This is a genomic window from Pedobacter sp. NEAU-ZC8 (assembly GCF_059278965.1).
The window spans coordinates 37,636-59,903 of sequence record NZ_JCAJXC010000011.1; the positions used below are offsets into that span (position 1 = coordinate 37,636).

Sequence of the window (22,268 nt, forward strand, 5' to 3'; positions counted from 1 at the left end):
AACATTAATGAAAAAAATGAAACTATCAGGCCTTGCTCTTGCAGTGCTGCTGTTCGCGAATGCGTGTTCTACAGTGCCCTTGACCGGCAGAAATCGCTTGAGTTTTGTGAGTGAAACGGAGATGCAATCTGCCGCTGCTCAAAGTTATAATTCACTGCTTAAGGATCCTAAAACAACGGTTCTGAATAATGCAGATGCCACCAGGGTAAAAAGAATCGGCCAGCAGATTGCCAATGCAGTAACGAAATACATGAATGCGAATGGCTATGCAGAGCAGATCAAAGGCTTTAATTGGGAATTTAACCTGATCAAGAGTGATGAGGTGAATGCCTGGTGTATGCCTGGCGGTAAAGTTGCCGTATATACCGGCATCCTGCCTGTAACGAAGGATGATGCAGGTTTAGCGACGGTGATGGGTCATGAAATTGCCCATGCTATTGCACAGCATTCTTCGGAAAGAGCTTCTAAAGCTGCAGTTGCGGAAGGTGTTGGAAGTTTGATCGGTGCTGCTGCGGGTAACCAATCTGCCACAACACAGACCGTGATCAATCAGGTTTATGGCATCGGTGCACAAGCTGGTGTACTTTTACCAAACTCCAGAAAACAAGAGCTTGAAGCTGATCATCTTGGATTGATCTTCATGTCAATGGCGGGTTATGATCCTGCAACTGCCGTTTCTTTCTGGCAGCGTATGGCTTCTGCCAGCAATGGTTCCAAACCGCCTGAGTGGATGAGCACGCACCCTGCAGATAATACCAGGATCGCTCAGATCCAAAAGGACCTGCCGGAAGCGCAGAAATACTATAAATCTACAACGGGAAAACCGGTTAAATAAAGTATAAAGGGACTGCTACTGTGGTCCCTTTATCGTTTCTATGATTGCTGAAGCTTTCAGCATGCACTCTTCATATTCTTTCTCCGGACTTGATGCTGCGGTAATTGCACTTCCAACCTGAAAGGAGAGATACTGATGATCTTTTGCGTAAAGCATACTTCTGATGACTACGTTGAAGTCGAAGTCCCCTTCAGGACTCAGGTATCCCACAGCGCCAGAGTAGGCGCCCCGTTTGCTTTCTTCATATGTTTCAATCAGCTGCATGGCTCGCACTTTAGGTGCGCCGGTCATTGACCCCATTGGAAAAGTATTGCGGATCGCTTCTATAACATCTATTTCCGGATCAATTTCACAGGTGATGGTTGATATCATTTGATGTACCTGTGTGAAGCTGTATACCCCAAACTGCTCTGTCACCTGCACAGATGCAGGAACCGCACTTTTGGTGAGATCATTCCGTACCAGATCTACAATCATCACGTTTTCCGTTTGCTCCTTGAGGTCGGACTTTAGTTTAGCTTTGATGTGCTCATCTTCCAGGGGATCCTTACTTCGCTTTGCTGTTCCCTTAATCGGCTGCGAGATCAACTTTGCTCCCTGTTTGCGTAGAAAGCGTTCCGGACTTGCGCAGAGCAGGTACTTGTCTTTCAGTTTCAGGTATCCAGAAAACGGGGTAGGGGAATTCGCATTCAGGCGTAGGTATGTTGCAAGTGGATCAATGGCGGTGTTAGTTGCATAAAACTCCTGGCAGAAGGTTACCTCGTAAACGTCACCACGGGCGATATGCCCCTGTAGCTTTTGAATTTTTTCCAGATACTGGGGCTTTGCTATTCGGGGCTGGATCCTGATATTCCGGTCGCTTGTTGGAGGTGCTGGGAGAACAGTCTGATCAATATGTTCCAAAATTTCAGTACTCCCGAGAGCAACCCGTAACTTTCCGCCTTCTGAGATGATCAGATGTTCAGGGCTGAAGAAACATAGGTCGGGAAAGTTAAGGCCATCAGCGTTGGTTGAATGCAGGGATTCCAGCTCATTCTTCAGGTCATACCCAAAAATACCGAATAACCAGTCCCTATTGTATGCATAGCATTCTCGGAGCCGATTGAAAGCATTACCGCCCTCGTCTTCAACGAGCACCCGGGCCCCTGCAGCAATCAGCAGATCGAATTTGCCATAAGGGTCGGCATAGCCGTTCGAATCCAAAACACAGCAGTACGAAAAGCCATCAGCCCAGCGTAGTGCTTTGTGTTTAAAATCTTCTGTTAATCGCATAAATTCCGGATAAACAAAAAAGGGCGGTCAAAAACCACCCTTCAAATTTAATATTTCTGTTGTATTATAATGTTAAGGTTTGAACCCTGTCTGGACCTACAGAAAGAAACTTCACCGGCACATTAAGTTCTGCTTCTAAGAAGGCAATGTAGTTGGCCAAGGCTGCAGGAATCTCCTCATTTTTGGTGATTTTGGTGATATCTGTTTTCCAACCCTCAATAGCTTTCAACACTGGTGTCGGTTTGATCGAGATGATGTCGTAAGGCATATAGTCAATCGTTTCACCATTGTACTCGTAGTGTGTACAAGCATAAATGGTGTCAAAACCGTCCAGAACATCAGCTTTCATCATGATCAGTTCTGTAACACCATTCAACATGATCGCATATTTCAAGGCAGGAATATCGATCCATCCGCAACGGCGTGCACGTCCGGTTGTAGCACCGAATTCATGACCTACCTGACGAAGTGTTTCGCCGGTTTCATCATCAAGTTCCGTTGGGAAAGGACCACCACCAACACGGGTACAGTAAGCTTTGAAGATTCCGTAAACGCTACCAATCCTGTTTGGTGCAATACCAAGTCCGGTACAAGCACCGGCAGTAGTGGTGTTGGATGAAGTTACAAAAGGGTATGAACCAAAGTCGATATCCAGTAATGTACCTTGCGCACCTTCTGCTAACACCGTCTTACCTTCTTTCAGGTAGCCATTAACGAAGTGTTCGCTATCTACGTGTGGAATGGTTTTAATGTATTCTATAGCCTCAAAGAAAGCTGCTTCTTTTTCTGCAAGATCATACTCGAACTCATAGTGAGACAGGATCTCTTTATGTTTTTGTACAAGTTTATTGTAGCGCTCTCTGAAGTCTGGAAGGGTAGTGTCACCTACACGCAGGCCGTTACGACCAGTTTTGTCCATATAAGTCGGGCCAATACCTTTTAGTGTAGAGCCGATTTTGTCCTTTCCCATCTTCTGCTCATTGGCAGCATCCAGTAACTGGTGGGTAGGCAAGATCAGGTGTGCCTTTCTGGCGATAACCAATTTGTTTTTCGCTACCGGATCATGACCTGCAGCTTTCAAATTGTCCAATTCACGTTTTAGAATAATTGGATCGATCACAACCCCATTTCCAATCAGGTTCATGGTTTTCTCGTTGAAAATACCCGACGGGATGGTGTTCAATACAAACTTTTTGCCATCAAACTCTAAAGTGTGACCAGCGTTTGGTCCGCCTTGGAAACGAGCGATTAAATCATATTGCGGACTTAGCACGTCCACAATCTTACCTTTGCCCTCATCGCCCCATTGCAGGCCCAGAAGCACGTCTACTTGCGTCATTATTAAAAATTAGTGAGATTATATTTATAAATTAATTTGCGTGTTGAACATCGGCATTCACGACCGGAAGTGACTTGGCTTTGCAATCGAAGCAAACGCCATACAGATTTAAAGAGTGATGTTTGATATCAAACTTTAAAAGATCGCCCACCATACTTTGGATCTGGTGAATGCGTGGGTCACAGAATTCCACCACCTTACCGCAGTCGATGCAGATGATGTGATCATGTTGGTGATAACCGTAAGATTTTTCAAATTGAGCCATGTTTTTACCAAACTGGTGTTTGGTAACCAGGTCGCAGGAAACCAGTAATTCAAGGGTGTTGTATACTGTAGCACGACTAACCCGGTATTTCTGGTTTTTCATGTGGATATACAGTGTTTCTACATCGAAATGATCGTCCCTTGAATAGATTTCTTCAAGAATAGCGAAGCGTTCAGGGGTTTTTCTCAAACTCTTATTCTCAAGGTAAGCTTCGAAAATCTTCCTTACCAGCTCGCTGTTGTGGTTTGTTGACATACTTTTTAAACTCCTTTCAAAGGTACCAAATTTTAGATAAAGTTTAGATTTATTGATACTTTAAGCGTCAAATCTGGTCACACCAGTAACACCTTTTACTTCCAGCAGATTTTGAATAAGCTTATCCAGGTGTTCCTTGTCATTTACATAAATCATTATGGAACCATCGAATATACCGTTGTCGGTGTCGACCGTAATGGATCTCATGTTCACTTTGAAATCATTGGAGATCACCTTGGTGATGTTGTTGATCAATCCCATATCATCAATACCAATGATGTGCAGGCCGGTTAGGAAGGTTAATTCTTTCTGTTTATTCCATTTGGCTTTCACAATACGATAGCCATAATTGGCCATCAGCTGTGCGGCATTAGGACACGTGGTACGATGGATCTTTATACCATCATTGATGGTTACAAAGCCAAAAACATCATCACCAGGGATCGGATTACAGCAAGGGGCAAGGGTATAGTCAATGCGCTGCATGTCCTCACCAATAAGCAGGATATCTGATTCCGGGCCTTTAACCTTGCTTAATAATGCTTCGATCTGTTGATTGTCGTTGCGTTCAGCACCACGGTTTTCAATTTCTTTTTCGCTGGCTACATAGTCTTTAAGGTCTTTAAGTTCTATTTTACCCTGGGCTACAGAGATAAATAGTTCCTGCGTGGAAGGCAGTTTAAAGAAGTAGCTAAGCTTATTCAGGTTGTCCGTATTGTAGGTGATCTTAAGCGACTTCAGCTTGCGCTCCAGCATTTCCTTACCTTCTTCTGCAATCTTCCGTTTCTCTTCTTTGAGTGAACTTTTGATCTTGGACTTGGCTTTTGCAGTAACTACGATATTCAGCCAGTCTTCCTTCGGCGTCTGTTTGCTGGAAGTGATGATTTCGACCTGATCGCCATTCTGCAGCTTGTAGGAAAGTGGTACCAACTTGTGGTTCACCTTTGCACCGATACACTTGGCACCCACGTCCGTATGGATCTCGAAAGCAAAGTCAAGGGCTGTAGCACCCTGTGGTAGTTGTATTAAAGCACCTTTAGGTGTGAAGATGAAGATCTCATCAGAGAAAAGGTTCATCTTGAAGTCGTCCAGGAAGTCGAGTGCATTCGCTTCAGGATTGCTCAACATCTCACGCACTTTCATGATCCACTGGTCAAGGCCGTTATCAGAACTGGATTCTTTGTATTTCCAGTGTGCCGCAAAACCTTTCTCCGCAATCTCGTTCATACGCTCGGTACGGATCTGTACTTCTACCCACTGCCCCTTAGGACCCATTACCGTTGTGTGCAGGGACTCGTAACCATTTCCTTTAGGGGAGGACACCCAGTCGCGTAACCGGTCGGGGTTCGGGCGGTAAAGATCCGTAACAATGGAGTACGCCTTCCAGCATTCGGCCTTTTCCTGTTCAGGTGCGCTTTTCAGGATGATCCTTACTGCGAAAAGATCATATACCTCTTCGAAAGGGATATTCTTTTTCTTCATCTTGTTCCAGATGGAATGGATGGATTTTGGACGGCCGTAAATATCAGCATTCAATCCTTGCTCTTCCAGTATTTCCCGGATTGGCTCTACAAAGTTTTTGATGAAGAGATTACGCTCGGCTTTCTTTTCATTCAGCTGCGTAGCAATGTATTTGTAGGTATCTGGCTCCAGATACTTCATGGAAAGGTCTTCAAGTTCAGACTTGATGGCGTAAAGCCCAAGGCGGTGGGCCAGGGGCGCATACAGGTAAATGGTTTCTGAAGCAATCTTCAGTTGCTTTTGCCGCGGCATAAAATCCATGGTGCGCATGTTATGCAAACGGTCAGCAAGTTTGATCAGGATCACCCGTACATCATCAGCAAGGGTCAACAACATCTTACGGAAGTTCTCTGCCTGTAGAGAGCTGTTATAATCAAATACCCCGGAGATCTTGGTGAGTCCGTCGATGATCTTAGCCGTCTTTTTACCAAATTCCCTTTCAATATCCTCCAGGGTCATGTCGGTATCTTCCACCACGTCATGCAGCAATGCGCAGACGATGGAAGTTGTACCCAGCCCGATCTCTTCCGCAGCAATCTGCGCAACGGCGATAGGGTGGTATATATAGGGTTCACCAGATTTCCGGCGCATATCTTTATGGCTCTCCAGTGCCATGTCAAATGCCTTACGGATTTCCTTCTTGTCACCCCTTTGCATGGTCGGCTTGCACGCACGCAGCAGGGCACGGTATCTTTTCAGGATTTCCTGTTTTTCAGCTTCCAAATCAATCACCAACGTGTTCTTCATTTGTATTATTTTCGTAGTATCGGATTTCATTATGTATTAAACACTTATATTCGGATAGATGGTATGCTATCTGACAATCTATTAACAAATTAAAGTGCTGATGCCAAACCTAGTATATTTATTTAGGTTTAACTTTGTGGGATTATAAATTTATGAAATTTTATAGGTTAATTTTTCTGCTGATTGTCATTATTACAGGCTCGGAAAACGCTTCTGCGCAGCTTACAGACCAGGTAAAGTTTCCCCCAAGAGGTAAGAATGACACACTTAAAGTGGCCGGAACAAACGTCGATGGCGAGATGATTCCCTGGATACCGCTTCATGAAGTTGCTATCTATGGCGTCAGGATTTTCAAGACTCCAGAAGAACGGGCCGCTTTTAACCGCTTGCGTTATAATGTGCTGAAAGTAATGCCTTATGCCTTGTTTGCCAAGCGACGTTATGAGCAGCTGGAGAAAGATATTGCGCTAACCAGCAATAAAAAGGAACAGAAGAAGCTGATCAAGGCTTGTGATGCTGAGATCAAGCAGATGTTCAACAAAGAAATTAAAGAACTTACCATAACGCAGGGAAAAATATTGACAAAACTTGTGGATCGGGAGCTCGGACGTACTACATTTGACATCGTTAAACAAACAAAAGGCGGTTTGACCGCATTTGTATACCAGTCGGTCGCACGTGTTGTGGGACATAATTTGAAGAGCACCTACGACCCACAGGAGGATAGGGATATTGAAGCGATCATTGCTTCCTCGGGTTATTACAGATAAGAAGCATGATAGAACAGCCTCAAAGTATTCACCAATTCAAGGTAAACCTGCTAAATGGAACCAACGTAAATTTAGATACCTATAAAGGGAAAGTTCTTTTGATCGTAAACATTGCTTCTGCATGTGGTTTTGTGGCGCAGCTGCAGGAACTGCAGGAACTTAGGGACACTTATAAGGACAGAAACTTTGAAGTCCTGGCATTTCCATCCAATGACTTTGGCCGGCAGGAGCCCCTAGAGGGTGAGGAAATCAGCAACTTCTGCCAGGCAAATTATGGGGTCTCCTTTCCTATATTTGAGAAAATGATGATCCGTGGTGCGCATGGACATCCCCTGTTTAAATTTCTGGCAGACAAGAAGCTGAACGGCTCGCTCACATCAACACCGCGCTGGAACTTCCATAAATATTTGATCAATCAGAATGGGGAGCTTGTCGACTATTTCCTTCCATTTACCAAGCCATTGGCTTCAAAAGTTAAAAAGAAAATCCTGCGCTTGTTGTAGCCAGGTATACACATTGAATTCATGAAACTAGATATACTCGTTTTTGCTGTACACCCCGACGACGCAGAGTTGGGCTGTTCAGGAACCATCTTAAAGAATATTGCTGCGGGAAAAAAGGTAGGGATCGTAGACCTGACACGGGGCGAGCTCGGTACTCGTGGCACCGCAGAAACACGGGATCTGGAAGCTGCAGATTCAGCGAAGATCCTTGGCCTGCATGCCCGGGAGAACCTCGGTATAAGCGATGGCTTTTTCAGAAATGATGAAGCGCATCAGCTGCAGATCATCCGGATGATCCGTAAATATCAACCGGAAATTATCTTGAGCAATGCACTTCGTGATCGCCATCCGGATCATGGAAGGGCAGGAGACCTGGTAAATGATTCCATTTTCCTATCCGGCTTGGTAAAGATCGATACACAGCTTCAAGGGATCCCTCAACAACCCTGGCGACCAAGGTTAAGCCTGCAGTATATTCAGGATATGTACATTAAACCCGATATCATTGTAGATATTACACCGTTTATAGATCAGAAGATCGCTTCCATAAAGGCCTTTAAAACACAGTTTTATAATCCAGACCACCAAGAAGCGGAAACCTACATCTCTTCCCCTGAGTTTTTTGAGAGTGTACTTGCACGTGCGAGGGAATTTGGAAAATCTATCGGTGCCACGTTTGCAGAAGGCTTTACCTCCCGCAAACTGCTTGGTGTGGATGACATATTCAACCTGAAGTAGGTTACTGCTGGCTGGGGTTATCTGTTAAGCTGACGTTACCCATTGCACTTTTTTCATATAACTTGATCCAGGAGCTGTTGAATGCGGGGGAGAAGTTTTGTTTGCCTCCGGTAACCGTTGTAGGTACTTTGCTGCCTTCCAGGAAAAAGTAAACTTTAGTGTTCCCACCTTTATGGTGGGGTTTGAAATTGCCGTAAGTGATCATTTCTGAAGATAAGGTGTCTTTCATGGTCACGGCAAATACATACTGTATGGGGCCTGTGTTGTTGTCATTTCGATATCGTGCTACTTCTTTAAAGCCGCTTTTAAGGTCTTCAATGCCCGGTTGTGTGAATGTTCCTTTGATCATCCAACCCACCAATAGCAATACCAGTACACCGATAACGATGTTTATTCTTTTGTTCTTCATTTGTGTGTTTCAATCGTCACTATAATTCACGAAGTATCTTTTCCATAACGTGCATGCCTTCGTCTATGTGACTTTTTTCCATGTTCAATGCCGGCCGAAAGCGTATGCTCTGCTTCCCACAACCTAAAAACATCACCTGATGTTTGAGGCCTGTATCTATAAATTTATTCCGGAGCTCAGTACTTGGCAGATCGAAGGCGCAAAGCAAACCCCGGCCTCGTACATTACTCAATTGTTCATACTGTTTGCCAAAGCTTTCAAGATGATCCAGAAGGTAGCGGCCTACCACTGCGGCATTTTCGCAGAGTTGATCTTCCTCGATGATATTTAGTACTTGGGTACTTCGAACCATATCCACCAGATTGCCGCCCCAGGTTGAATTGATTCTGGAGGATACCCGAAATACATTGTTTTCTACTTCTTCTACCTTTCTGCCCCCAAGAATGCCACAGACCTGCATCTTTTTACCAAAAACAAGGATATCAGGCCTTGCCTGCTCCGAATAATGCTGGTGACACCAGAACTTGCCCGTAAGACCAACGCCGGTTTGTACTTCGTCATAAATGAGAAATGCCTCATGCTCGTCCGCCAGTTTCTTGAGTTCAATCAGAAATGCTTCTCTGAGGTGGTTGTCGCCACCTTCTGCTTGAATAGGCTCAACGATAATTGCACAGATATCATCTTTATGTTCAAAGAATGCAGCCTTGATCTGTCTTATCGATTGTTGTTCGGTTTCTACCGCAGTATTCAGGTTGTCACCGCTCAGCGGGTACCTTATTGTTGGCACGGTAACCCTGGGCCAGTCGAACTTCGCAAACCATTTGGTCTTCTCGACAGAAGTATTGGTGAGGCTTAAGGTATATCCACTGCGACCGTGGAAGGCTCTTTCGAAATGAAGGACCTTAAATCCTTTCTCTTTCTTATAGCCTTTCGCAAAGTTCTTTTGTACTTTCCAGTCCATTGCCACTTTTAGCGCATTTTCTACCGCCAATGCGCCACCTGCAATGAAAAAGGCGTGTGGCAGATAGTCGGGTATACCGCATCTGCTAAAGGTCTTCAGGAATTCCGCATATTGTTGTGTATAAACATCAGAGTTGGAGGGGTTGGTCATCGCCGCCTGCAGCAGGTTCTTTTTAAAACCCTCGTCATTAAGCATCTTTGGGTGGTTGTAACCCAGAGGAACGGAGGCAAAGCATGTGAAGAAATCAAGAAGTCTGCGGTTATATTTGGAATCGTAAATATAACACCCTTCACTTTTCTCCATGTCAAAGGTTAGATCAAGGCCGTCAGCTAGAATGTGTTGGCCTAAGGTATCTGCTACATGTTCTGGATCAACTGATAATTCATACATAGGCAAGTTTCTGGTTCTCTCAAATGTAACGAAAAGGCATTACGATAGCAACTGCATGAAAGGTGTGATCAAAATCACCTCAAAATGTGTTTCTTTACATGAAAGATGCCGCTAAATGGTCGATCTTTAGGCCTAAGCATTTCTGGTTTAACGACGAAAAACTACTTGATCATGGAACAGATATTAATAACAACAGATTTCTCGGAAAACGCCGCTGCCGCAATTCGATTCGGTTTACAGCTCGCGACTCAAGGCGGATTTAAGCTGGTATTTATGCATGTTTCGGAGATTTTGAAACCCGTAAAATGGACAGAGGAATTTTTCAGGGACTTTGAACAGAAGGAACTTGCCGGATTGGAGCAGCAGCTCAAAGCACAGGTCATGGAGGTATCAGCAGGTACAGGCAGCACGGTCATCGATCCGAAGTATGTGGTGCACAATAGTTCTTCCGTGTCCGTAAACGTTGTTCATTATGCAGAAAAGCATAACATCAAATACATTTGCATGGCCCGCAAGGGGGGAGGACATTCTATGAGGCTTTTTGGGTCTGTAGCCTCGAACTTAATTGAAAAATCCAGTGTACCTTTTATTGCGGTTCCCGAAAATTATCAGATAGCAAATATTGATGCTGTATGTTATGCTTCGGACCTTGCTGATTTAAACGATGAGCTGAAGGAGGTGCTGGAATTTTCGAATGCAGTTAAAGCATCCGTAGAATTACTTCATTTCAGCAGCCCGGTTGATGAGATATCGGGAATGCAAGATCTTGCTGAGCTACAAGAAAACCTTGCCGGGCAGCAGGTGGTAGCACATATTGAAGCGCTTGATTTCGAGAAGCCGCTTGCCGAGCGCCTCGGAGAGGCCGTTGAGCGGTTTCATCCCTCGATCTTGGTCATGTTTACCCGTCAGAACCGAAGTTTCTTCGAGCGCTTATTTCTGTCCAGTGTATCGGCAGAATTTGCAGCAGCCTCGGCTATACCGCTGCTGGTATATAGAAAAAAGATATAGGCGATCAATTTGATGCGGATTTTTAAAGTTTAAGGCCTACCTGTGCATACGTTTTCTCAGATTGCGCATTAATTGTTAATTAATGTTAAAGGCTTTGTTTACGAAGAACTTGTGTTTAAATTAACTTCTGCAAGCAAGATCGGCTCGCAGGAAAACTGATTTACATGACATATTCTCGCATCAACAACCTTACCGGCTGGTTTTGTTTTCTAATTGCATTGGTAACCTACATCCTCACGCTGGAACCCAATATGAGCTTTTGGGATGCTGGTGAATTTATTGCAGCTGCACATAAGATGCAGATTGTGCATCAGCCCGGAGCTCCTTTATTTCTGATGATCGAGAAGTTCTTTTCCTTGCTTGGCTTGGGCGATGAAACCCGCTTAGCCTATTTTATGAACCTCGGCTCTGCCCTGGCAAGTGCATTCACCATACTTTTTCTCTGCTGGACCATCACTGCGCTTGCTAGAAAGCTGCTGGTTGATCGCCGCTCGGCGCCTGGGAGGGAACAAACGATTATGATTATGGCTGCGGGGATTGTTGGCGCAGTCGCCTATACTTTTTCCGACAGCTTCTGGTTCTCCGCAGTCGAGTCGGAAGTTTATGCGCTTTCCTCCCTGTTTACGGCTATTGTCTTTTGGGCCATGTTAAAGTGGGAGGCTGCGGCGGATGAACCTGGCTCGGACCGATGGTTGCTTTTCATCGCCTATATGATGGGTTTATCCATCGGTATACACCTACTGAACCTGCTCACCATACCAGCGCTGGCCTTCATCTATTATTTCCGGAAGACAGTCCAGCCGTCAAGAACAGGTATGCTGAAAACGCTGATCATTGGTATTGTTATCCTTGCGGTTATCCAATATGGAATTATCCAGTATCTGGTTGCTTTCGGCGCCTACTTCGATCTGTTCTTTGTTAATACGCTTGGCATGGGTTTCGGGACGGGCGTGATCGTATTTGCGCTGCTGCTTATTGGTGGACTGGTCTATGCTATCCGATATTCAATCCGCACCCGGAAGCGACTGCTGAATCTCGGACTGCTAGCTGCTTCTTTGCTGATCTTTGGCTATTGTTCATTTGCCATGATCGTAATCAGAGCACAGGCAAATCCAAACTTGAACAACAATGACCCGGATAATGCCTTTTCCTTTCTGGGCTACCTGAACCGGGAACAGTACGGCGACAGGCCGCTGCTATCTGGACCGAACTACAATTCGCAGATCACCGAAGTTAAAGAGACTTCAACGCTTTACCGGAAGGGCCCCGAACGCTATGAGCCTGCAGGAAAAAAGATCGTATATGGCTATGACCGGACCACCTTATTGCCGCGGATGCACGGAGACCGGAACGGTCATCCGGACTTCTATAGGGAATGGATGCGTTTTGATGACAGCCATTTTCCCACGTTAATTGACAACATAGGTTTTCTTTTCTCCTACCAGATCGGTCACATGTATTTCCGCTATTTCCTTTGGAATTTCGTCGGACGGCAGAATGACACCCAGGGCTTCGGGAACTACTTCGAAGGCAATTGGTTAAGCGGAATTAAGTTTGTAGATGGCTTACGGCTGGGTAATCAGGAGCACTTGCCGCCTTCGATCACCGAGAACAACGGATACAATCGTTTCTATTTTCTACCCTTGATCTTGGGAATCATTGGGATGGTCTGGCATTTTAAACGTAGGAAAGATGATGCGGGCATTGTGGCATTGCTTTTCTTCTTCACCGGAATAGCCATAGTATTGTATCTGAACCAGACACCACTTGAACCCCGGGAGCGGGATTATGCGTTCACCGGTTCATTTTATGCTTTTTGCATCTGGATTGGCCTTGGTGTTCTGGCTCTTTGGCAATGGTTGGGCAAAAAGTTGAATGGCAGGTTAGCCGGACTTTCGGCTATCGTGCTAGGCTTGTTGGCCGCACCTGTATTGATGGCGGCAGAAGGTTGGGACGATCATGACCGCTCAGGCAGGTTAGTGGCTCATGATCTATCGAAAAATTACCTGGAATCGCTTGCGCCAAATGCCATCTTGTTTACCTATGGTGATAATGACACCTATCCGTTGTGGTATATTCAAGAGGTAGAGGGAATCCGCCCCGATGTACGTCTGGTTAACCTCAGCCTGTTCGATGCGGAATGGTACATCAATGGCATGAAACGGCCGCAAAATGCCTCAGCACCCTTGCCGATCTCCATGAAGGAAACACAGTATGCCAAGGGTACCCGGGATGTCATGTACTTTCAAGATTACAAAATAGCGGGAGATGTAGAGCTAAAAACCATAGTAGATCTTTTATTGTCAGATAATCCGGATGACAAGCTGCAGCTCCAGGATGGGACATGGGAAAACTTTCTACCAACAAAAAACTTTAAGCTTACTGTAGACCGGGCTGCAGCTTTAAAGCATAAAGCGGTCACTCCAAAGGATTCCAGTCGCCTGGCGCCTGCGTTAACCTGGACTTATAACAAAGGTTTTGTTACAAAGGGGACTTTAGCAATGTTGGATATGCTGGTACAAAATAACTGGGAGCGCCCAATATACTTCACCGCGGGCATGCCTCCAGAACAGTTCAATGGCTTGAACAACTATCTTTATAATGAAGGGCTGGTTCTCAGACTTACACCACTTCAGCCGGACACCGCAAGACAAAGACCCTTAACCAACCCGGATGCTTTGTTCGATAATCTGAACTCAAAATTCATGTTTGGCAATTTGAAAGCTGCAAAGTATATAGATCCGGAATCCCGCAGGCAAGTATCTAACTTAACAAACATCTTTAATACGGCGATCAGCGGTTTGCTTGACGAGGGAAAGCCTGAAAAAGCAAGAATACTCCTGAAGAAGTACTTCGAAGTGATGCCTCGAGATATACAAAGTATGTATACCGCAGGCGGTAAAACGATGCTGGCAGAAAATATGTATGCCTTAAATGATGCCAAAGGCGCAGCTGCCATGATCAGGCAGACTGCGGATTATATTGAGAAAGAGCTCATTTACGTTGCAGATGTATGCACGAGCAAAAACAGTTTCGTCGGTGGCCAGGAAACCCAGCTTGCTTTTTCACTTTGGAACCAAATGATTCAAACTGCAAAAATAAACCAGGATGATGTGTTTGCTGCAGAACTGGAACAGCGGTATAAAGGTTTCGAGGCACGCTTTTCAGCATTTTTTGGAACTTAAGATCAGGAACTGCAGGTAAAGCAGCTACTTCTTGCCGGTAGCTGCCCAGAATATTCCAGCATAGAGATGATTTAGAAATGCAGGCTCAGAGAAGTTAGTTGGCAAGTGACCCAGGCCGGTATAAAAGGCACGTCCGCCATCAAACTCATGGTACCATGCAATAGGATGTGATTTCCCCATTCCAGCGCCTTTTCCTCTGCCACCCCAGTCTGCTTTAGGATTGTAGGTCGACTCATCTACACCCAGGATATAGTTTAGTCCGCTTACTTTCTCCGGTCCGTACTCGTACCATTCTTCCGTCCAGAGCTTATCATTTTCAAACCCTTGCAATCCTGGGAATTTGGGATCCATAATTTTTGTCTTTGCAGTTTGCACTTCCGGGTGAATTTGAAACATCCTGCCGACCAGTTTATTGTACCATGGCCAGTCATATTCCGTATCGGCAGCACTGTGGATGCCAACAAAGCCCTTGCCGGACTGAATATATCTTTCCATCACCTGTTGTTGCGCAGTATCGAAGATATCACCTGTGGTATTTAAAAAGATTACCGTCTGAAATTGCTTAAGGTATTCGTCCGTGAATCCACCAGGATTTTCCCAAAGCACAACATCAAAGAAGTTCCTGGCGCCGAGTTGCTGGATGGCAAGTACACCTGCATGAATGGATTCATGATGCCAGCCTTTGGTCGTGGTAACTAAAAGCACCTTGAACTGCTTTTGAGCGAACGTGTTTGTAAGGAAAATAAATTGAATAGCTACAAAGAGCAAAAAGATTTTGGAACGGTTCATTTGGTTAGTTTTGGTGACTATGAAGATAGTGATTTGTCGTAAAACAAAAAACGCGCTTGCTGGGCGCGTTTTGTACTTTATTCATTAGAAGCTTGTTCGTCCTGATCATCAATCTCCTCATCTAATAAGGTGCCGTGTCCATCAGCATATTCGACTTCGTTTTCTGTGTATTCCAGGTCGCCATTTTCGGTGTTCGGCTTGCCTTCAGATTGTTCATTCAGGTTGTCGTCTCTTTCAAGGTCTTTTTGATCTGTTCCGTTTTCCATAGTGCAGGTTTTTAGAGTAAAACAGGCACTGTGGCACATATGTTTTTACAAATATGCTCCCGATATGGTGATGAATCACGAAGTGGTGGCTGGACTAGATGACTTTACAGATCCCTTACATATAAAATATAATCTGTGTTCACAGGTTCTATATTATTTGCCCTCAAGGCCATTGCAATCTGAGCACGGTGATAGCTGCCGTGATTTAGTACATGGATCAGTATGTCGTGTATATTGTTTGAAAATGGATCTCCAGTGCTGGTAACATAAGAGATCACACGTTCTAGATCCTGGTCCCGTTCCACAATGGCCTGCAATAGCTTCGCACTTCTTGCATGAAGGATCAGGCAATCCGCGAGTGGTCGCTCTTCCCAAACGCCAACTACAGGCTTTTCACCTTCAATCCTGCTGAGCCATATGGATTCTGCATTAACGATATGCTGCATCAGATTCAAGCAGGTTTGCGGAACTTCGGGTAGTGCTTCCAGATACTTCAACAGGCGATCCATAGCCCAGAAATGGTAATCGGATAAGCGTTTTAGTGTAGTGTCCATAGTCGTTATTTAATGATTTGCTGTAACTTCTCTTTCATACCCAATAGCCCTAGTAATCCGCCGGTATGCAGGGCAACAACTTTTTCGTCCCTGTCTATCAGGTCTCTATCTGCAAGGTCGAAGATCGCAAAGAACATCTTGGCCGTGTACACCGGATCGGTAAGCAGGCCATAATTGCTGGAAAAGTGATGTAGAAATTCCAGCAAAGCAGGTTGTGTTTTCGCGTATCCACCAAAATGGTAGTCCGGATGCAACGTCAGCTGTTTATCTACAGCAACATATTTACCCATCTCCGTACGGATGAACATACCGCCCTTGAGGACGGGGATTACGTGTAATGCTGTATGTAGGTCATGAGCCAAAATGCCCTGCAGCAGCCCGGCAGCAGTTGTACCAGTGCCTGCAGCACAGAAGAGCAGATCGGCCTCAAATGGCAGTTCAGTGATGATCTCGGCACAACCTTGAACGGCTTCTGCCGAAGCGCCACCTTCATCAATGAAAAGGGCCTCTGGCCTGGCTCCGAAATGCTGATCGAAGAGCAGCAGCTTATCTTTATAGCTTTCGCGGTCGGTGAAGATCAACTGCATGCCAAATAACCGGCAGAGCAGCAGCATCTCATTCTCCACAGGTTCTCCACGAACAAAGGCAGTAGACTTAAGTCCAGCGCTGGCTGCGGCACTAGCCGTAGCAACCAGGTGGTTCGAGAAAGCACCACCGAAAGTTACCAGATGTGTTTTGCTCTCCCTATTTGCCCGTTTAAGCAGGTACTTGAGCTTACGCCACTTATTTCCTGAAATATATGGATCAATTAAATCGTCCCGTTTAACATAGAAGTTGTTGAGTAGCGGGTGATCGATCTTTTGAAGCGGACTGTATACCTGTTCAAACATGAAGTAAAGATAATTCCTGCAGGGCTAAATATTGAGGGTTCGCAGCCAATCCGCTCCAATTTCTTTTACAAGAATGTAATTCTTAAAGTTTAGTTTTGCAAAATGGAAAATACCAACGTAGAGGCAGACTTAGACGAGCAGGATTTATACGAACATTTCAACATTGTTGTCGATAAAGGTCAATCACTGTTGAGGATTGATAAGTTCTTGATGGGCCGGATTGAAAATGCCTCAAGAAATCGTGTTCAGAATGCCATTGATGCCGGAAATGTACTCGTTAACCAGAAGACTATCAAGGCGAGTTATAAAGTTAAGCCTGCGGACGAGATTTCCATTGTATTTGCCCATCCGCCACGTGATACGGAAGTTTACCCGGAAGACATCCCGCTGGACATTGTTTATGAAGATGCCGATTTGCTCGTGGTAAACAAACCTGCTGGCATGGTAGTGCACCCTGGTTACAACAATTATCATGGTACACTTGTTAATGCACTTGCTTTTCACTTTGAACAATTACCACAGCTTCCAGGAAATGAGGGCAGACCAGGCCTGGTTCACCGAATCGATAAGGATACTTCGGGTTTACTGCTGATCAGCAAGAACGAAATTACCATGACCAAGCTTGCCAAGCAGTTCTTTGATCATACCATCACCAGAAAATACATTGCACTCGCATGGGGCGACATTGAGGAAGATGGCACCGTAACCGGGTATATCGGCCGCAGTGCCAAGAACAGGATCGTAATGGATGTTTATGACGATGAAGAAAAAGGTAAGTGGTCGGTAACACATTATAAGGTACTTGAACGTTTAGGCTATGTAACCTTGGTAAGTTGCGAGCTTGAAACCGGGCGCACCCACCAGATCAGGGCACATATGAAGCACATTCACCATCCTTTGTTTAATGATGCGAATTATGGCGGTGACAAGATCTTGAAAGGTACCACTTACGCCAAGTACAAACAGTACGTGCAAAACTGTTTTGATCTAATGCCAAGACAAGCGCTGCATGCACAGACATTAGGATTTATTCATCCTACAACAAAAGAATATATGGAATTTGAAGCCCCATTGCCAGCGGATTTTGCTGCAGTGCTTCATAAATGGAGAAACTACATCGTACAGCCACAATAATAGATGCAAGAATATATATTACACAACGACAACTTCATATTATCTAATCAGCCGGTACTTCCGGTATCTAACCGCTCCTTTAAGTTTGGAGATGGTCTTTTTGAATCCATGCGGATGTGTAATGGTAAACTGATGTACCCCGAGCAGCATGCCGACCGCCTGATGGCAGGTATGAAGGCTTTAAAACTGGACGGCAGCAGTCTGATGGATGAATACTTCCTCAAGCAGAAAGCGGTGGAGTTGGTGAAGCGGAACCGCTTACGTGGTGATGTACGTTTGCGCCTGTCAATTTACCGTGAAGGGGATGGATTGTACACCCCGGAAAGCAACTCCGCTGGTTATGTCCTCGAAGCAACACCACTGCCGGATACAGATTATCAGCTCAACAAAAGGGGGTTGATCGTAGATGTTTATGATGAGATCACCAAACCGATCAATAAACTTTCAAACTTCAAAACCAGTAACGCACTACTGTATGTAATGGCCGGTTTACACAAGAAACAGAATAATCTTGATGACGTATTCATGCTTAATCAGGAAGGCTTCTTATGTGAAAGCATGACCTCTAACATCTTTGTCGTTTATGAAAAACAGATCTATACGCCAGCGCTGTCTGAAGGCTGTGTTTCCGGGGTCATGCGAAGTGTGGTGATGGAAATCGCCAAGTCTAAGCGTATCTCCATAACCGAAGCACAGCTAAACCCTGAAGTGCTTAAACAAGCAGAGGAAGTATTTATTACCAACGCCGTGGGCGGCATCAGATGGGTAATGGGTTACGGTCGTAAAAGGTATTTTAACGAAAATGCTAAGATGCTAAGTGCACTGTTGAACGAGACCATTCCGCTTTAAAGCAAGCTAGAGCACTACGTATATAGCAGCGCCAACTCAGAAGCACTGTAATATCAATTGAAGGGCTGGCGCTATAAGCGCATACCCCGCAGAAATTCGCCTACCTGCATTCTTTTCTTGCCTTCGTACTGAACGTCTTCAAGGGCAAGATACCCGTCTGCCGCAGCAAACTTCAGGAAGGTTTTACCGTCGGTTACAAAGCTACCGGCATCTTCCTTTGGGTTGCCTGGCTGTAACGCTGCCTTAAAGACCTTTAAATTCTTGCCCTGCAGTTTCGTGAAAGCAGTTGGATAGGGGCTTAGCCCACGGATATGATTATGGATCTGTTGTGCTGGCTGATTCCAGTTGATCTCGCAGAATTCTTTAAAGATCTTGGGTGCATGTTTTTGCTCGGCAGTAATCGCCTGCGCAACTTCCTGGTAGTCATTCCGCTCAATAGCGTCAATGGTTTTTACCAGTAATCTGGCGCCGGTTTCCATCAGCTTATCATGCAAATCCCCCGCAGTTTCATCTGGACCTATGCTAACCTGTTCTGAAAAGATCACATCACCAGTATCAATTTCGTGTTTCAGGAAGAATGTTGTTACACCAGTTACGGTTTCCCCGTTAATGATGGCATGGTTAATTGGCGCGGCACCTCTGTAGTCTGGTAAAAGCGAGGCATGTAGATTAATGGTTCCTTTTGGCGGCATGTTCCAGACTACTTCCGGCAGCATACGGAAGGCCACGACAACCTGTATCTCGGCCTGCAAAGCCTCAAGCTCGGTGAGGAATTCAGGATCCTTTAACTTAAGGGGTTGTAGGACCTTCAAACCCTTTGCTACAGCGTATTGCTTTACCGCACTTTCATGAATTTTCTGACCTCTTCCTGCCGGTTTATCTGCTGCAGTAATCACTGCTGCAATGTCATGTCCTGCCTCCAGTAAAGCATGCAAAGAAGCGACCGCAAAATCGGGTGTACCCATGAAAACTATTCTCATAATCCTGTGTTGTAAATGCGCAATAAAGAACAAACTTAAATCAATTTTCCTAAAAAACATGGTAGAGACGGAGGAAGAGATCAAAATGAGCGGATTGGTGTACCTAACTGATCAGATGCCAGGAATATACAGGAAAGGCGAACCCGGTAACTTTTACTACGAAGACAAAAGAGGTAACCCGATTACTGACGAGAAGACCCTGGAACGGATAAAAGCCCTGGTATTGCCGCCCGCATGGACCAACGTCTGGATCGCAAAGAAAAAGAACGCCCACCTGCAGGCTACAGGAATTGATGCAGCCGGACGGAAACAATATCGCTACCATCCAAAATGGACTTCCAGACGCTCCGATAGTAAATACTTCAGGCTGCTAGAATTCGGTAAAGCGCTGCCGGAAGCCAGAAAACGCATTGCGAAAGATCTTAAGCGTAAGGATTTCGATGAACGCAAGGTACTTGCCATCTGCGTGCAGGTAATGCAAAAGACGCTGATCCGTATTGGTAATGAATCGTACAAGGATCTTTATGGTACCTATGGCCTGAGTACCTTAAGGGATAAACATGCTAAATTTACGGATGATAAACTCACCCTGAGTTTCGTAGGTAAGAAGGGGGTAAAACATGATGTAAGCCTTACCGACCGGTCTTTGATTAAACTCGTGAAAAAATGCAAGGAGATACCTGGACAGGAATTATTTCAGTACTACACCAAAGACGGTGAGCGGCGTTCGGTAGATTCTGGTAAGATCAATAACTATATCAAAGAGATCACTGGTGCTGATTTCACCGCTAAAGACTTTCGTACCTGGGGTGGTACCCTCGAAGCACTAAGGCAGCTGGCCATCTGTACCGCAGATCCTGTAGAAGTGATCAAGAAAAAGAAAGTGGTTGTACAGGTGCTTGATTGTGTTGCTGGTAAGCTTGGAAATACCCGTGCCGTTTGCAAAAGCTCCTATGTTTATCCGCTACTTTTAGAAGCTTTTGAGAACGATCAGCTGGGCAGGTATCTGAAAAAGATACACCGTGAAAAACCAAACTCCATCACAGCGATGGAGAATGATGAAAAGGTACTCATGAAATTTCTTAAACAGGCGCAGCGGGATATTAAGAAGCGGGAGGCGTCTTAATTGGATTTACCGGCTGTTCATCAGTGCCTTTACGTTTGGCAGGGCCAGACATGTCCGCATTTTCCGCCTGATAATCTTTGTCCTCCGGCTGCACAACCGCATGATCGGATGATGGCGCACCATCTTTAGGCACTTCCTCCTGATAATTGCTGTCAGGTCGCTCGTTTGTTTTCTTAGGGGTGTCGTTATTCATAATTCTTGCTTAAGGGTAAAGTAGATACTTCAGTCGCATTTCTTTGTAGGCGCTTAGCCCAGGTTCCCAGCTTGCCCGGATTTCCTTTTCAGACTTCCCCGCAATGATCTGCTGTTTCAGGGAGCTTACACCTGCAAGCTTATCAAACACCACCATTTCCTTGCTTAGTTTATTGTTAAAGAAGTCTGCTTTGTTCGGATAAGCCTTGTACAAATCAATTAACCACTTAAGCTTTAACGTTTTTTCCTTTCTAATGTTTTCGATGTCGTACTCACGCAAGTCAATACCGTAGCAAACTTTATCCATGTGTAATGGTGTTTCCGCCATACCTTTAATGCTTTTTGGAGTGAAAGAAAACTTGTATTTACCTTTCAATGCCGGTGCACCCAAAACCGTGAATGGGAACATGGTGCCACGACCCTGACTTACATAGGTGCCTTCGAACAAACACACCGTAGGGTAGAGCATGATGGACTGTTGCGTATTCAGGTTCGGAGAGGGTTTAACCGGTAATTCGTAAGGCATATCATGATTGTAGTTTGCTACCTTAATGATGTTGATCTTACACTTAACCTTGTTCTTCATCCAGCCTTCACCATTTAACATCTGTGCATATTCGCCCACAGTTAAACCATGTACAATTGGAATGGGCTGTAATCCGATGCCCGATACTAAAGAGGGGTCAAGGATAGGCCCGTCAATATAAAAGCCGTTTGGATTTGGCCGATCCAGGATCAGTAACTCCTTATCGTTTTCTGCACAGGCCTCCATAACATGCTGTAGTGTGTTGATATAAGTATAAAACCTAACGCCCACATCTTGTATGTCGAAAATCATGATGTCGACATCTGCGAGATCTTCCTTGGTAGGTTTTTGATGTTTTCCATATAGCGATACCGCTTTGATACCGGTTTTGGTGTCTACATCATCATCAACCTTTACGCCCGCACTTGCATTTCCACGGAAACCATGTTCCGGGCCGAAGATCTTCACAATGTTCACACCTAAGGATAAAAGACTGTCTACCGAGGTTTGCGATCCGATAATCGAGGTGGGATTCACAACCATGCCGACGCGCTTTCCCTTAAGTAGTGGGAGGTAAAGTTCTGTCTGCTCTGCACCCGTCCGAATACCCGCAGTGTTTTCCTCATTAGCATTGACATCCGTTTGCGTTTGCGTTGCGGGTGGTATAACCTGCTTTACTGGTGTATTTCCACATGTTTTCAATGCGCTTAGTGCAATACTCAGGTTCAAAAGGCAGCAAAGGGTGATCTTCATATTGTGTTTTT

22 protein-coding genes are annotated in these 22,268 nt (G+C 45.1%); 9 read left to right on the forward strand and 13 right to left on the reverse strand.

The genetic code is table 11. The features are described 5' to 3' along the window. Positions 1 to 7 precede the first annotated feature (7 nt). The gene (locus AC5WJX_RS10205; protein ID WP_440430213.1) at positions 8 to 835 is read left to right on the forward strand and encodes a M48 family metallopeptidase; all 828 of its coding nucleotides are present in this window, start codon (positions 8 to 10) and stop codon (positions 833 to 835) included. A 15-nt stretch (positions 836 to 850) separates the two neighbouring features. On the opposite strand, the gene AC5WJX_RS10210 is transcribed toward AC5WJX_RS10205, so the two are convergent. The 4 genes from AC5WJX_RS10210 to AC5WJX_RS10225 form a co-directional block, all read right to left on the reverse strand. After that, positions 851 to 2,107, reverse strand: a complete 1,257-nt coding sequence (locus AC5WJX_RS10210; RefSeq protein ID WP_494484426.1) for an anthranilate synthase component I family protein — start codon at positions 2,105 to 2,107, stop codon at positions 851 to 853. A 64-nt stretch (positions 2,108 to 2,171) separates the two neighbouring features. Next, on the reverse strand, positions 2,172 to 3,446 hold the full coding sequence (locus tag AC5WJX_RS10215) for an adenylosuccinate synthase (protein WP_494484427.1): 1,275 nt from the start codon (positions 3,444 to 3,446) through the stop codon (positions 2,172 to 2,174). 31 nt (positions 3,447 to 3,477) lie between these two features. After that, on the reverse strand, positions 3,478 to 3,966 hold the full coding sequence (locus AC5WJX_RS10220; RefSeq protein ID WP_440430216.1) for a Fur family transcriptional regulator: 489 nt from the start codon (positions 3,964 to 3,966) through the stop codon (positions 3,478 to 3,480). 60 nt (positions 3,967 to 4,026) lie between these two features. Further along, the gene (locus AC5WJX_RS10225; protein ID WP_494484428.1) at positions 4,027 to 6,234 is read right to left on the reverse strand and encodes a RelA/SpoT family protein; all 2,208 of its coding nucleotides are present in this window, start codon (positions 6,232 to 6,234) and stop codon (positions 4,027 to 4,029) included. A gap of 152 nt (positions 6,235 to 6,386) precedes the next feature. Between AC5WJX_RS10225 and AC5WJX_RS10230 the strand changes: the two genes are divergently transcribed. From AC5WJX_RS10230 to bshB1, 3 genes are read left to right on the forward strand one after another with little or no spacing between them, the layout of a single operon-like run. Then, positions 6,387 to 7,004, forward strand: a complete 618-nt coding sequence (locus AC5WJX_RS10230) for a DUF4294 domain-containing protein (protein ID WP_440430218.1) — start codon at positions 6,387 to 6,389, stop codon at positions 7,002 to 7,004. A gap of 5 nt (positions 7,005 to 7,009) precedes the next feature. Beyond that, positions 7,010 to 7,507, forward strand: a complete 498-nt coding sequence (locus AC5WJX_RS10235) for a glutathione peroxidase (RefSeq protein ID WP_494484429.1) — start codon at positions 7,010 to 7,012, stop codon at positions 7,505 to 7,507. 21 nt (positions 7,508 to 7,528) lie between these two features. After that, positions 7,529 to 8,245, forward strand: coding sequence for a bacillithiol biosynthesis deacetylase BshB1 (gene bshB1, locus AC5WJX_RS10240; RefSeq protein WP_494484430.1), 717 nt, complete (start codon positions 7,529 to 7,531; stop codon positions 8,243 to 8,245). Between the two features lies 1 nt (position 8,246). On the opposite strand, the gene AC5WJX_RS10245 is transcribed toward bshB1, so the two are convergent. Together AC5WJX_RS10245 and lat are read right to left on the reverse strand one after the other, a co-directional pair. Further along, on the reverse strand, positions 8,247 to 8,654 hold the full coding sequence (locus AC5WJX_RS10245; protein ID WP_494484431.1) for a hypothetical protein: 408 nt from the start codon (positions 8,652 to 8,654) through the stop codon (positions 8,247 to 8,249). A 19-nt stretch (positions 8,655 to 8,673) separates the two neighbouring features. After that, positions 8,674 to 10,005: an L-lysine 6-transaminase gene (lat, locus tag AC5WJX_RS10250; RefSeq protein ID WP_494484432.1), complete on the reverse strand. Its 1,332-nt coding sequence runs from the start codon at positions 10,003 to 10,005 to the stop codon at positions 8,674 to 8,676. A 171-nt stretch (positions 10,006 to 10,176) separates the two neighbouring features. On the opposite strand from lat, the gene AC5WJX_RS10255 reads away from it, so the two are divergent. Together AC5WJX_RS10255 and AC5WJX_RS10260 are read left to right on the forward strand one after the other, a co-directional pair. Further along, positions 10,177 to 11,013: a universal stress protein gene (locus AC5WJX_RS10255; RefSeq protein WP_494484433.1), complete on the forward strand. Its 837-nt coding sequence runs from the start codon at positions 10,177 to 10,179 to the stop codon at positions 11,011 to 11,013. A 164-nt stretch (positions 11,014 to 11,177) separates the two neighbouring features. Next, complete coding sequence (locus AC5WJX_RS10260) at positions 11,178 to 14,198, forward strand: DUF2723 domain-containing protein (RefSeq protein ID WP_494484434.1); 3,021 nt, start codon at positions 11,178 to 11,180, stop codon at positions 14,196 to 14,198. 24 nt (positions 14,199 to 14,222) lie between these two features. Here the strand turns inward: AC5WJX_RS10260 and AC5WJX_RS10265 are convergent, their stop codons facing one another. The 4 genes from AC5WJX_RS10265 to AC5WJX_RS10280 all read right to left on the reverse strand — a co-directional run bounded on the left by AC5WJX_RS10265 (position 14,223) and on the right by AC5WJX_RS10280 (position 16,697). Further along, a complete protein-coding gene (locus AC5WJX_RS10265) occupies positions 14,223 to 14,987 on the reverse strand; it encodes a ThuA domain-containing protein (protein ID WP_494484435.1) in 765 nt (254 codons plus the stop codon). Positions 14,988 to 15,064: 77 nt separating this feature from the next. Beyond that, positions 15,065 to 15,253 (reverse strand): hypothetical protein, encoded by a 189-nt coding sequence (locus AC5WJX_RS10270; protein ID WP_494484436.1) that lies wholly within the window; start codon positions 15,251 to 15,253, stop codon positions 15,065 to 15,067. Positions 15,254 to 15,357: 104 nt separating this feature from the next. Beyond that, positions 15,358 to 15,807, reverse strand: coding sequence for a DinB family protein (locus AC5WJX_RS10275; RefSeq protein WP_494484437.1), 450 nt, complete (start codon positions 15,805 to 15,807; stop codon positions 15,358 to 15,360). 5 nt (positions 15,808 to 15,812) lie between these two features. Then, positions 15,813 to 16,697 carry a 1-aminocyclopropane-1-carboxylate deaminase/D-cysteine desulfhydrase gene (locus tag AC5WJX_RS10280; RefSeq protein ID WP_494484438.1) on the reverse strand — a complete coding sequence of 295 codons (885 nt, stop codon included), beginning with the start codon at positions 16,695 to 16,697 and terminating at the stop codon, positions 15,813 to 15,815. 102 nt (positions 16,698 to 16,799) lie between these two features. Between AC5WJX_RS10280 and AC5WJX_RS10285 the strand changes: the two genes are divergently transcribed. After that, the gene (locus AC5WJX_RS10285) at positions 16,800 to 17,831 is read left to right on the forward strand and encodes an RluA family pseudouridine synthase (protein ID WP_440430229.1); all 1,032 of its coding nucleotides are present in this window, start codon (positions 16,800 to 16,802) and stop codon (positions 17,829 to 17,831) included. Between the two features lie 3 nt (positions 17,832 to 17,834). Further along, positions 17,835 to 18,680, forward strand: coding sequence for an aminotransferase class IV (locus AC5WJX_RS10290; RefSeq protein ID WP_440430230.1), 846 nt, complete (start codon positions 17,835 to 17,837; stop codon positions 18,678 to 18,680). A gap of 71 nt (positions 18,681 to 18,751) precedes the next feature. On the opposite strand, the gene fmt is transcribed toward AC5WJX_RS10290, so the two are convergent. Beyond that, the gene (gene fmt, locus AC5WJX_RS10295; RefSeq protein WP_494484439.1) at positions 18,752 to 19,660 is read right to left on the reverse strand and encodes a methionyl-tRNA formyltransferase; all 909 of its coding nucleotides are present in this window, start codon (positions 19,658 to 19,660) and stop codon (positions 18,752 to 18,754) included. Between the two features lie 58 nt (positions 19,661 to 19,718). Between fmt and AC5WJX_RS10300 the strand changes: the two genes are divergently transcribed. Further along, entirely contained in the window at positions 19,719 to 20,786 is a 1,068-nt protein-coding gene (locus AC5WJX_RS10300) for a DNA topoisomerase IB (RefSeq protein WP_494484440.1), read from the forward strand. On the opposite strand, the gene AC5WJX_RS10305 is transcribed toward AC5WJX_RS10300, so the two are convergent. Continuing rightward, positions 20,764 to 20,979, reverse strand: a complete 216-nt coding sequence (locus tag AC5WJX_RS10305; protein WP_440430233.1) for a hypothetical protein — start codon at positions 20,977 to 20,979, stop codon at positions 20,764 to 20,766. The two genes, AC5WJX_RS10300 and AC5WJX_RS10305, sit on opposite strands and share 23 nt — an antisense overlap. Positions 20,980 to 20,988: 9 nt before the next feature. Further along, entirely contained in the window at positions 20,989 to 22,257 is a 1,269-nt protein-coding gene (locus tag AC5WJX_RS10310) for an exo-beta-N-acetylmuramidase NamZ family protein (RefSeq protein ID WP_440430234.1), read from the reverse strand. Positions 22,258 to 22,268: the final 11 nt, after the last annotated feature.